Source organism: Parabacteroides johnsonii DSM 18315, assembly GCF_025151045.1.
GTDB classification, from domain to species: domain Bacteria; phylum Bacteroidota; class Bacteroidia; order Bacteroidales; family Tannerellaceae; genus Parabacteroides; species Parabacteroides johnsonii.
Genome location: NZ_CP102285.1, coordinates 4,620,209 through 4,632,373, shown reverse-complemented (window position 1 = coordinate 4,632,373; position 12,165 = coordinate 4,620,209). Strand labels below are relative to the sequence as shown.

The 12,165-nt window shown below is 44.2% G+C and carries 9 protein-coding genes and 4 tRNA genes; 6 read left to right on the top strand and 7 right to left on the bottom strand.

Annotated features, from left to right (window positions below):
• Nucleotides 1-101: 101 nt before the first annotated feature.
• The gene (locus NQ564_RS18795) at nt 102-656 is read right to left on the bottom strand and encodes a GNAT family N-acetyltransferase (RefSeq protein ID WP_008152578.1); all 555 of its coding nucleotides are present in this window, start codon (nt 654-656) and stop codon (nt 102-104) included.
• 149 nt (nt 657-805) lie between these two features.
• On the opposite strand from NQ564_RS18795, the gene NQ564_RS18790 reads away from it, so the two are divergent.
• Complete coding sequence (locus tag NQ564_RS18790; protein WP_008152579.1) at nt 806-1,279, top strand: Lrp/AsnC family transcriptional regulator; 474 nt, start codon at nt 806-808, stop codon at nt 1,277-1,279.
• A gap of 67 nt (nt 1,280-1,346) precedes the next feature.
• Here the strand turns inward: NQ564_RS18790 and asnS are convergent, their stop codons facing one another.
• The 3 genes from asnS to purB all read right to left on the bottom strand — a co-directional run bounded on the left by asnS (nt 1,347) and on the right by purB (nt 5,698).
• On the bottom strand, nt 1,347-2,753 hold the full coding sequence (gene asnS / locus NQ564_RS18785) for an asparagine--tRNA ligase (RefSeq protein ID WP_008154380.1): 1,407 nt from the start codon (nt 2,751-2,753) through the stop codon (nt 1,347-1,349).
• A 67-nt stretch (nt 2,754-2,820) separates the two neighbouring features.
• Entirely contained in the window at nt 2,821-4,293 is a 1,473-nt protein-coding gene (locus NQ564_RS18780; RefSeq protein ID WP_039848351.1) for a pseudouridine synthase, read from the bottom strand.
• Nucleotides 4,294-4,354: 61 nt separating this feature from the next.
• Nucleotides 4,355-5,698, bottom strand: a complete 1,344-nt coding sequence (gene purB / locus NQ564_RS18775; protein ID WP_039848435.1) for an adenylosuccinate lyase — start codon at nt 5,696-5,698, stop codon at nt 4,355-4,357.
• A 565-nt stretch (nt 5,699-6,263) separates the two neighbouring features.
• Here purB and NQ564_RS18770 point away from each other — a divergent pair.
• The 3 genes from NQ564_RS18770 to NQ564_RS18760 all read left to right on the top strand — a co-directional run bounded on the left by NQ564_RS18770 (nt 6,264) and on the right by NQ564_RS18760 (nt 6,541).
• Nucleotides 6,264-6,338: transfer RNA gene (locus NQ564_RS18770), tRNA-Val, on the top strand.
• 27 nt (nt 6,339-6,365) lie between these two features.
• Nucleotides 6,366-6,440, top strand: a tRNA-Val gene (locus NQ564_RS18765).
• Nucleotides 6,441-6,466: 26 nt separating this feature from the next.
• Nucleotides 6,467-6,541, top strand: a tRNA-Val gene (locus tag NQ564_RS18760).
• A 184-nt stretch (nt 6,542-6,725) separates the two neighbouring features.
• On the opposite strand, the gene NQ564_RS18755 is transcribed toward NQ564_RS18760, so the two are convergent.
• Both NQ564_RS18755 and NQ564_RS18750 read right to left on the bottom strand, forming a co-directional pair.
• Nucleotides 6,726-7,166, bottom strand: a complete 441-nt coding sequence (locus NQ564_RS18755) for a DoxX family protein (RefSeq protein WP_008152593.1) — start codon at nt 7,164-7,166, stop codon at nt 6,726-6,728.
• Nucleotides 7,167-7,277: 111 nt separating this feature from the next.
• A tRNA-Arg gene (locus NQ564_RS18750) sits at nt 7,278-7,351 on the bottom strand.
• A gap of 197 nt (nt 7,352-7,548) precedes the next feature.
• Between NQ564_RS18750 and asnA the strand changes: the two genes are divergently transcribed.
• Nucleotides 7,549-8,586: an aspartate--ammonia ligase gene (gene asnA, locus NQ564_RS18745; RefSeq protein WP_008152595.1), complete on the top strand. Its 1,038-nt coding sequence runs from the start codon at nt 7,549-7,551 to the stop codon at nt 8,584-8,586.
• Nucleotides 8,587-8,701: 115 nt separating this feature from the next.
• Nucleotides 8,702-9,364 carry a uracil-DNA glycosylase gene (gene ung, locus NQ564_RS18740; RefSeq protein ID WP_008152597.1) on the top strand — a complete coding sequence of 221 codons (663 nt, stop codon included), beginning with the start codon at nt 8,702-8,704 and terminating at the stop codon, nt 9,362-9,364.
• Nucleotides 9,365-9,399: 35 nt separating this feature from the next.
• On the opposite strand, the gene NQ564_RS18735 is transcribed toward ung, so the two are convergent.
• Entirely contained in the window at nt 9,400-12,165 is a 2,766-nt protein-coding gene (locus NQ564_RS18735) for a putative LPS assembly protein LptD (protein ID WP_008152599.1), read from the bottom strand.

The window sequence follows — 12,165 nt, the reverse complement described above, 5'->3', positions numbered from 1 at the left end:
AATAAAAAAGGCGAGGTTTCTAACCCCGCCTTTTTTATTTTGTTTTAGTTACGATCAGACTCTTTTTGCTTCACCCGTCCTTGAAACCTTCGGGGTCTGACTTACTCGCCTTTCACTCCATACACATTCCTATGAAGACAATTCTTCACCTGCTCGAAAGAATACTCCAGATCAACATTGCCATACGTCATAAGCCGCATCTCCAACCATTCTCCACCTTCCCGGTAAGGAGGCTGGTGATAAACATGATTGTCCAGTTTAAAGCCCAAACGCTCATAGAAGCCAATCCTGCGTTTGCTCATCTCATCCGCAGGTATTTCCACTTCCAGAACAACCGGAGTACCGCAGAAGGCCAGAAATTGCTTCATAGCCTCAGCTCCTATTCCCCCGTTACGGGCCGCCGGATCAATTGCAAAATGTTCCGCATAAGTATAGCCATCAAAAAGCCAGCCGGTGATGAAGCCGACATACCGGTCCTCCTTTGACAGAGCATACACGATAAACCGGGATTCGTCTTTAACCAAATTGCGGACAAGTGAAAAGTCACGGCGTTCCACTTCCGGAAAAGATTCCATGTATGTTTTCTCAATCAAGTCCAATACCGGATCAGAAAAGTCTTTTACAGACCTACATACTACTACTGATTGTAAATTCATAAAACTATAAAATTGAAGATGATTACTACTAAAGGAACTTACAAACTAAAATATTCCACTAAAAAATAGAGGTTAATCATTAGAGATTATTTATATTTGTATTAAGATTGTAAGAACTGATTATACAGATATACAAATATACATAAATTATGGCACACCATCAACTGGATGAACTTGACGAGAAGATATTAAAACTAATCATAGGTAATGCCCGTATGCCTTTCCTCGAAGTAGCGCGGGAATGTAATGTATCGGGTGCAGCAATACACCAACGTATACAAAAACTTACCAATTTGGGCGTAATCAAAGGATCCGAATTTATCGTCGACAACACAAAAGTAGGCTATGAGACTTGTGCATACATGGGTCTGTTCCTCAAATCTCCCGGGCAGTTCCCATCGGTAACGGAAGCTCTGAAGGAAATCCCGGAAGTGGTTGAATGTCATTATACGACAGGACAATATGATTTATTCATAAAGATATATGCGAAGAATAATCAGCATTTATTGAGCATTATCCATAATAAACTTCAACCGTTAGGGCTTGCCCGAACCGAGTCGCTGATCTCTTTCAAGGAAGCGTTCAAACGACAAATCCCAATCGACTTGGAAGATGAAGATTAAATAAAAAAACTCCGCATAGAACATTCAGGACTATGCGGAGTTTTTTTATTTAATCTTCTATGCGATATTAGAAATCGGCATTCTTCGGTGTACGCGGGAAAGGAATCACGTCGCGAATGTTTGTCATACCTGTCACAAACAACAGCAAACGTTCGAAGCCCAAGCCAAAACCGGAATGAGGCACCGTACCGAAACGGCGAGTATCCAAATACCACCACATATCCTTCATAGGAATTCCCATTTCATTAATGCGGTTCAACAGTTTGTCATAATCAGCTTCACGTTCGGACCCTCCGATAATTTCACCGATTTTCGGGAACAACACATCCATCGCACGAACCGTCTTGCCATCCTCATTCTGCTTCATATAGAAAGCTTTGATCTCTTTCGGATAGTCAGTCAGGATTACCGGACGTTTGAAATGCTCCTCAACCAAGAAGCGTTCATGTTCCGAAGCCAGGTCAACCCCCCAATATACCGGGAACTCGAATGTATGGCCTTTAGCAACAGCCTCTTCCAGAATCTTGATCCCTTCTGTATAAGACAAACGGACGAAATCGTCTTTCAACACTCCCTGCAAACGTTCGATCAAACCTTTATCGAACATATCGTTCAAGAATTTGATATCGTCCATACAGTTGTCCAAAGCCCATTGTACACAATACTTGATGAACTCTTCCGCCAACTGCATATTATCCAGAATATCGTTGAAAGCCACTTCCGGCTCGATCATCCAGAACTCGGCCAGGTGTCGCGGCGTATTGGAGTTTTCCGCACGGAAAGTCGGACCGAATGTATAAATCTGTCCTAAAGCCGTAGCAGCCAATTCACCCTCCAACTGTCCAGAAACAGTCAGGCTCGCCTGCTTGCCAAAGAAATCGTTATCATAAACGATAGATCCGTTTTCATCCTTCTTCAGATCATAGAGGTTCATGGTTGTCACCTGGAACATCTGGCCTGCACCTTCACAGTCGGAAGCTGTGATCAACGGTGTATGGAAATAGAAGAACCCTCTGTCATGGAAAAATTTATGAATGGCATAAGCCATGTTATGACGAATACGGAACACCGCACCGAATGTATTCGTACGTGGACGGAGATGAGCGATCTCACGTAGGAATTCCATCGAATGACCTTTCTTCTGTAAAGGATAAGTATTCGGATCGGCAGAACCGTAAATTTCTATTTCAGTAGCCTGGATCTCCACATTCTGGCCTTTGCCTTGCGACTGCACCAACGTACCGTTCACACTGATACTCGCACCTGTTGTTATCGGCTTCAGAAATTCTTCGCCCAGCTTATCCACGTCTACAACGATCTGAACATTATTTATTGTAGAACCGTCATTCAAGGCTATGAAACTAACCTGTTTACTACCACGGCGGGTACGCACCCAACCTTTCACGTTAACGGTCGTGCCGAAAGCATCGCTTTTCAGTACGTCTACAATCTTTGTTCTTTTAATTGCTTCCATGTTTATATTTTTATTCTTAGGTAATCAAAACAAGTTAGCCGGCTTTTCCAACCGGCTAAACTCTATATTATTCAAAAGCACCCATGCGGAGCGCGTTTACCTCACGTTCGTTCAGATAACGCCACTTTCCACGTCCCAGGTTCTTTTTTGTAAGACCGGCAAAATAGACACGATCCAGTTTAACCACGTGATAGCCCAGTGATTCGAAAATACGACGGACGATACGGTTACGTCCCGAGTGAATTTCGATACCAACCTGGCTCTTGTCATCTTCGCTTGCATAACTGATAGCGTCAGCATGGATTTCTCCGTCTTCAAGCTCCAGTCCGTTAGCGATCTTTTCCATATCTTCAATAGAGACGTTCTTATCCAACCATACATGGTAGATCTTCTTCTTCTTGAAAGAAGGATGTGTCAGCTTGGAAGCCAGATCACCATCGTTAGTCAGCAACAGGACACCTGTCGTGTTACGGTCCAGACGGCCCACCGGATAAATTCGTTCCTGGCAAGCGTTCTTAACCAAATCCATGACAGTCAGACGTTCCTGAGGATCATCGGATGTTGTCACACAGTTCTTCGGCTTATTCAGAACAATATACACTTTGCTCTCGATCTGAACCTGCTGGTCTTTGAACAACACCTTGTCCTGACGGGTAATCTTCGTTCCCAATTCGGTTACAACCTGATCATTTACCTGAACAACACCTGCCTGGATAAATTCATCCGCCTCGCGACGCGAACAAACGCCTGCATTAGACAAGAACTTATTCAAGCGGATCGGTTCGTTCGGATCAGCCAGCACTTCCTTATACTTCAACTGTTTCTGGAAGTTATACTTGGCATTCGGATTGTAATCACCAGTACGGCGATTGTTGTTCGGACGTCTGTTGTTATTGTAGCCGCCACGTCCGCCGCCATTTCCATAACGGTTGTTGTTATTACCGTATGAAGGTCTGCCACCACGATTATCGCGATTATCGTAAGACGAACTTACACGGGTATCACCTACACGCGGTCTTCTTTTCTTTACACCATCACCCGAAATAGCATCGCCGGACGGAGTGACCGAATAAGCCTTTCCTCTGTCTTCATAGCTCGGACGAGACGGACGATTGTACGAACGATCGTTTCCATAAGAACGGTCATTGCCATAAGAACGATCGTTGTTGCCATAAGAGCGATTGTTACCGTAAGAAGGTCTGCTGTTATAGCCGCCTTCACGGTTAGAGTTGCCATAGCTACGGTTTCCACCATTATCGCGATTATACGGTTTGTTGTAACCGCCATCACGGTTATCATACGTACGCGGGCGACTCGGTCTGTCTCCATAAGAGCGGTTGTCCCCATAAAAATTATAACCTCCACGGTCATCCCGGTTAGGACGGTTATATGGTCTCCGTTCATAGTTGTTTCCTTCAGGTCTGTTATAACCTTGATTGTAAGGTCTTCTTTCAGAATCCTGGTCTGTGTTTTCCCGTCTGATACTTGGTATCACCTTTCTTGGACGCGGTTGAGATTCATCTCTTTCTTCTGTGCTCATTTGATGTAAATTAAATGATAATTAACTACTTGGTAACCTCACGGCTACCCATTGTTTCTCACTAAATACCTGTATAATTATGCGGCGTTATCGCCTTTAATTCAGCTTTAACAGCATCGCTAACCTGCAACGTATCGATAAAATTACTGATTGACTCGGCTGTGATACCATCATTTGTACGGGTCAAGGCTTTCAATGCTTCATAAGGTTTCGGATATCCTTCGCGACGAAGAATGGTCTGAATACCTTCGGCCACTACAGCCCAGCAGTTATCCAAATCCCGGTACAATGCTTTTTCGTTTAATAACAACTTACCCAGTCCTTTTGTTAAACTTTTGAATGCGATTTCGATATGAGCCATCGGCACACCGACATTACGAAGGACTGTAGAGTCTGTCAGGTCACGCTGCAAACGTGAAATCGGCAACTTGGTAGCCAGGTGTGCCAGGATGGCGTTTGCCATACCCAAATTACCTTCTGCATTTTCAAAGTCGATCGGATTCACCTTGTGCGGCATGGCAGAAGAACCAACCTCGCCGGCTTTGATCTTCTGTTTAAAATACTCCATGGAAACATACTGCCAGAAATCACGGCACAAATCAATCAGAATTGTGTCGATACGTTTCATTCCGTCAAAAATAGCAGCCATGTTATCATAGTTGGAAATCTGTGTCGTCCATTCCTCACGGCTCAGTCCCAACACTTCATTCACAAACTTATTTCCAAAAGCTTTCCAGTCATAATCCGGATAAGCCACATGATGCGCATTGAAATTACCGGTTGCTCCACCGAACTTGGCGGAAACAGGAGTCGCTTTCAACAGCCTCACCTGTTGCTCCAAACGGTAAACAAACACCATCACTTCTTTTCCCAAACGAGTAGGAGAAGCCGGCTGTCCATGTGTTTTGGCCAACATGGGAACATCCGCCCAGTCCTCGGCATATTTCTTCAACATGTCGATCACTTCCTGCAGACCGGGGAAATACACTTCATTCAGCGCATCCTTGATAGACAGAGGGACAGATGTATTATTAATATCCTGGGAAGTCAATCCGAAATGGATAAATTCTTTATACTCCTGCAAAGACAACAAGTCGAATTTTTCTTTTATAAAATATTCAACAGCCTTTACATCATGATTTGTCACACTCTCGATCTCTTTAATACGGGTAGCGTCCTCAACCGAAAACTCGCGGTAGATTTTCCGCAAAGCCTCTTTATTTTCCACAGTCGCCAATGCGTGAAGCTGCGGTAAGAATTCAGACAGAGTAATAAAATACTCGATCTCAACCTGCACTCTATATTTAATGAGCGCATACTCTGAAAAGTAAGCCGCCAGGTTCTCGGCTTTATTTCTGTATCGCCCGTCTACAGGCGAAATTGCTGTCAGTGTCGAAAATATCATATACATTATTAATATGGAGTTGCAAAGTTACCAAAAATCTTGATACTTATCGGAAGAGAAATCATTTTTTTTAGGTAACCCTACAAAAAAGGCTGCAGTCTGACATATAAAAAGTATTTTCCTGCTGAATTATGTTGTAATCAGTGGCAATGATTACAGAATTTATACCGGTTTATAGCGATAATGAAACAAAGTACAATTTACAATCAGACAAAAAGTGGTCAGCTAAAATTATTAAGCTACGGTGAAAATAAATTTTCACTTGCGGGAAAATTTATTTTCACCCAAAAGCAAATGCTGAAACAAAAGTTTCAACCTATTTTTTCTCTGAAACTTTTGTTTTAGCATTTCAATTTTATCGAATTATAAATAAAAAACTACACGTACCTTTACATTCCCTCTGTTTAATGAAAGGTTTTTAACCACAAGTTTTTCGAAAGGCTGACAACCTCCCATCTATTTTTCTTTCTTTTTTTACTGAAAATATTTGGAGGTAATAAAAAAAGCCGTATCTTTGCAGCGCTTTAGAGAGATAGAGCATATCAAACTTAATGAACAAATGAAAGGGCGTTTAGCTCAGCTGGTTCAGAGCATCTGCCTTACAAGCAGAGGGTCGGCGGTTCGAATCCGTCAACGCCCACCTTTCATAACGAATTGATTTCACTTTGGGCGTTTAGCTCAGCTGGTTCAGAGCATCTGCCTTACAAGCAGAGGGTCGGCGGTTCGAATCCGTCAACGCCCACTCATTACCAAAATGATTTCATATTCGGGCGTTTAGCTCAGCTGGTTCAGAGCATCTGCCTTACAAGCAGAGGGTCGGCGGTTCGAATCCGTCAACGCCCACCTCTTTTAATAGCAATCATGATTAGCATGGTTGCTTTTTTTATTTTCCCAACCAACACAAAAACACCTTATTCTCCCACTACTTTTTAAGAGAAGGCTAACACAACAAAAAAAGGCAGGAATAATAATCCCCGCCTTTTTTTGTTTCTACCACATACACTTCATGATTCTTTCAACAGAAATCTCACCGTTTCTTTTTCGATAATGCAGAGGATATGACATGATCGATAGAAAATTTACCAGGTCCCGTTATATACATCAGCACAAACACCACCAGATAAATAAAGGCTAGTTCCTTCGCTGCAAACGGATCATTCCCGTGTATCACAAAAAAGGCCATTCCCATCGTAAAGACCATCGGGATCATAGCCAGGCGATAAAACGCACCGAATATAAAACCCACAGAGCAAAACACCTCACCAAAAATAGCCAGTCCCAACGACAACGTACTTCCTACGCCCAACGGATCTGGGAAAGATCCCGACATAGCACTAAAATTCGTCCATTTCTGGATACCATGCGAAAGCAGCAATACTCCGAAAAGGATACGCAACGCCAACAAAAAAAGGGAAAACGCATTTCCTTCCGGCTTGGAAGGAAAAAGAAATTTATAAACCACTGACATAATCTTTGTTCTTTCTTAAATTAGTTATTCATTTATAAAACATAAATAAAAAAGAAAAGTTTACACACAAACCCATAAAAAAAGGACTTCCAACACTTGGAAATCCTTTTGTGACCAGGGTGGGATTCAAACCCACGACCTTCAGAACCGGAATCTGACGCTCTATTCAGCTAAGCTACCCAGCCAAAGACAGCGCAAAAGTATATATAATCTTGCAGGAAAACAAATGAACGGGCAAAAAAAGATTACTTTTGATATTTTGCAAGCCTCCTAACGACAATCACTTCCATTTTGCAAATAAAAGAAGGCACACAATTGCTATTTTGCCATTAATTAGTATCTTTGCCACACATTATTCACAAACATAAAGCACAACAAGTATATGAGTTACTTAATTAAACCAGCAGGATATAAGGCTTTATTGAACTTATCGCAGACCGAGATGGGTATCAAAAAGATCAAAGACTTTTTCCAGCAAAACCTGTCTTCCGAATTACGGTTGCGGCGTGTCACAGCTCCGTTGTTCGTCTTAAAAGGGATGGGTATCAATGATGACCTGAACGGTACGGAACGCGCTGTCACGTTTCCGATCAAGGATTTGGACGACGCCAAAGCAGAAATCGTCCATTCGCTTGCCAAATGGAAACGCCTTACTCTCGCCGACTATCAAATCGAAAAAGGTTACGGTATCTATACCGACATGAACGCTATCCGCTCTGACGAAGAGTTGGGAAACCTCCATTCTTTATATGTCGACCAATGGGACTGGGAACGCGTCATGGGAGCTGAAGAACGGAATGTGGACTTTCTGAAAGAAATCGTACGCCGCATCTATGCAGCCTTGGTGCGTACCGAATATCTGGTCTATGAGATGTTCCCTGAAATCCGTCCGACATTACCCCAGCAAATCCATTTCATACACTCCGAAGATTTACTGCAAAAATACCCGACCTTCACACCGAAAGAACGGGAAGATGCGATTACGAAAGAATATGGAGCCGTTTTCATCATCGGTATCGGCTGCAAGTTAAGCAACGGAGAGAAACACGACGGACGCGCTCCGGACTACGACGACTGGTCGACAGTTGCGGAAAACGGACAAATCGGATTGAATGGCGACCTACTCGTCTGGGACGAAGTGCTGAACCGTTCGCTCGAACTATCCTCCATGGGTATTCGCGTGGATAAGGAAGCCTTGCTCCGCCAACTGGAAATTTGCAACGCGGAAGAAAAGAAAGAACTATATTTCCACAAACGTCTGCTGAACGGCGAACTGCCACTAAGTATCGGGGGTGGTATCGGACAGAGCCGCTTGTGTATGTTTTACCTCCGCAAAGCCCATATCGGTGAAATTCAGGCAAGCATATGGCCGGAAGAAATGCGTCGTGAAGCCCGTGCTGCCGGCATGTATTTGATCTAATCGACAATTAAAAATTGAAAATTGAAAATTAAGGATGGATTATTGATAATTATTTCTGATATTCGCGTGACAAAGATAATTTTCAATTTCTAATTTTCAATTTTCAATTACCATTATGGACGTCAAGATAGAACAGAGCTGGAAAGAACGATTAAGTTCAGAGTTTGAAAAGAATTATTTCAGCCAGTTGATCACATTTGTTAAAGAAGAATACCGCCAAAGAACCATCTATCCCCCCGGTCCCTATATCTTCAGTGCGTTCGAACATTGTCCGTTCGACAAGGTCAAAGTAGTCATTCTCGGACAAGATCCCTATCACGAACCCGGACAGGCACACGGACTTTGTTTCTCCGTCCAGGACGGGACACCCTTTCCTCCGTCACTCGTCAACATCTTCAAAGAAATCGAAAGCGATTTAGGCAAACCCGTACCGCAAACCGGCAATCTGCTCCGTTGGGCAGACCAGGGCGTCTTGCTTCTCAATGCAACCCTGACGGTTCGTGCACACCAAGCCGGCTCACACCAGAATAAAGGTTGGGAAGAATTCACGGATGCCGTGATCCACCGCCTGACAGAAGAGCGAAGCCATATCGTTTACATCCTGTGGGGTTCGTATGCACAACGGAAGGGAGCTTTCATAGATGCCTCCCGCAACCTGATATTGAAATCGGCTCACCCATCTCCCCTCTCCGCTTATCGCGGATTCTTTGGGAATAAGCATTTCAGTAAAGCAAACGATTATCTGATCGCGACCGGACAGACTCCTATAGAATGGTAGCTTCCCCAATTGTCAATTATCAATTGTCAATTGAATCAATCCCATTTCTGTCCGTCACGATAGTTGCTGCTCTGGCGCCATTTCAGGTCTTTCAGCAAAGACGAACTTACTGCGATATTGAAGGTATAAGACTTATAAGGCCCCACCGGCACAAAGCTGGCGCTCATTTGCCAACAATGCAGGTCGCGGGTTATATTACAAGTCATATATGATATCTTATGCGTATCGAAGTCATAAGTGGCACTAAAATTAAAACGCCAGTTCTTCGTCGGCTGGATATTACCGTTAAAGCTCAATGCATGTGTAAGTTTATACTTATATTCGAGCTTGCTCGGATCAAAGTCTCCATAACGCAATTGCATGCTATAGCTGAATGAAAGGCTCCAGGGCACCTTATTGACCATATAGCCATACGAATCGAACTCACCCGTATCTTTCTTGGCGCCACGCAAGCGACCGCCTTCCATTTTACCCTGCTGGTCCCCTTCTTCCCCCGAAGAGATTTGTTCGAATTCCGGATCGTTCGATGCATTGGGGTCTGTCGGAGGATTGTTGGAATCGTCGCTATTATCTTTCTTGCCGAACAATTTGCCGAACGTATCATTATTAAAGGTATAAGAGAAACTCGTACCGGTCTGGCGCAAACGTCCTAATCCTTTACCTGCCTGCCAGCGAGGAATATCCAAACGGCGAACGGTCTTCGTCGCTTCATCATAGCCATAAGTATAGGTATCAAACGTACCGTTCAGGTTCAAAGTATAGCTCTTCGAAAACTTGAGACGCAAGCCGACACTCAAGTCACTCCACTTGAACGAATCGGCCGCCATATTATAGCTCATCCCTAATGACAACTTATCGATCAGGCTGATCTTGCGTTCTCCCGTCGAATCGCGATCCGACTTGATCTTCATTTCAAGGTTGTTATCCAACTGGAAGCTCAAGCTCCCCGACTTCCCGTTAGGGGCCGTCCCGAACATACCGTTTTCAAACGGCGAGTAAGAAGTATACTGCGTCTGTCCATATTGATCTTCATACATAAGATCTTTCCAGAAACCATATTTGGAAGCTCCGAAATCAGGCGTATAGCTCAAGGTCACCGAAGGTTCGAAACGGTGACGGATCATCTTGATCTTGTCACCCAAAAACGGCAACGGTTTATAAAAACCATATAGCGTAGTGGAAGCCGAAACAGACGTGCTGTAATCGAATACGCGGTAAAAACCATACGTCGTATCACGTGCAACCACCTGCTTCTTCTGCATATCGTATGCTTTTTCCACCTTATTGGTATACCAACGTTCGGTATAGTTGAACGATGGCGAGATATTCAGGTACTTGAACAAAGAGAAAGTCGCACTCACCGGAATCTGGTGCTGCATGGCATTCCGCCAATCCTTCACCAAGCTCGACTTGAACAATTTGTCTTCTTTCGTATCGATACTATTACGCAGGTAGCCGTTGTAGCTCATGGAAATTTTCTCATACCAGCGCTCTTTGCCGACCGCATTTTTTCGCTTGAACGGGAAGATACGGCTCATCGTAATCGTAATATCAGGCAACGTCAACGAGATCGTCGAGTCTTTCGAACGCTGATTCACATTCATGGTAGCCGAAAGGCTGAAAGGATTATTCGGAAAACGCTGCGTTATACTGATACTGGACCCTTTGGTATTCTGGTTCGCATCCGCAAATCCCTGCGAACCCGGATAGAAACTGTTCAGGTTGTTACGGTCGTAACTACTGGTCGCAAAGTTCACACTCGCCGAGAAAGTCCGGTATGGATTGGCTTTCGGATCCTGCGAATGCGTCCAGTTCAGCTTGAAGTCCTTAGACAAGCTATAATCGGGAAGCCCCTTGTCCCCTAAACGGGTAACCAGATAGGAGGCATTGAAACTACCCGAAAACTTATACCGTTTCCGATAAGAAGAACGAGCCGACAGTCCCCAGGAACCTTTCGTATAGATTTCACCGGTCAGAGCCAGGTCCATATAATCGCTCAACGCAAAATAATACCCTCCGTCACGCAGATAGAAACCACGCGAACTTTCATCTCCGAAAGTAGGCATGATAATACCCGAAGAGTAAGAACTCGAAAACGGAAAGAAACAGAAAGGCAGGCCGATCGGATAAAGCGGAACATCCTCAAACACCATATAGACGGGCCCCGTCACGATATTCTTTTTCGGACGGACTTTCGCCTTTGTCATCTGGATATAGAAGTGGGGGTGATCGTGCTCGTCACAAGTCGTATACCGTCCACCCACCATATTCAAGACATCGTTGTCCATCTTTTTGGTACGCCCAGCTGTCACATAGCCTTCGCCTTGTTGCGTGATCACATCCGTAATGTATCCTTTTTTCGTACCGAAATTATAGCGCATCGTCTTGGATTCATACTGTTGGTCACCATCTTTGAAAAGAGGATAGCCGAATTCCTCCCCGATCGAGTCGAGACCGAAAGTGGCATACACCAGGCTACTGTCCATATTCATCTCGATTTTCTCGGACTGAAGTTCGATCTGTTGATATTTCACATCGCTTTCCCCGAACAAATAAGCCCAGTTCGCCCCCGTCATGATGATGGAGTCTTTCGCCTGGTAGGAAACCGGAGCGTCCAACCCTGTCTGCTTCTTCGGTACGCTGTCCAACGCAAGCACACTATCCTGTCCGGCGGGTACGACCGTATCGCCCACAACGGCCGTCACGGTATCGGTCGGGGCAATAAGTTCCTGCGCCTCAGTCATCATGTTTCCGGTGAGGAAAAGCAACAAAATAATCAGGCATTTGTATTTCAAAAACAT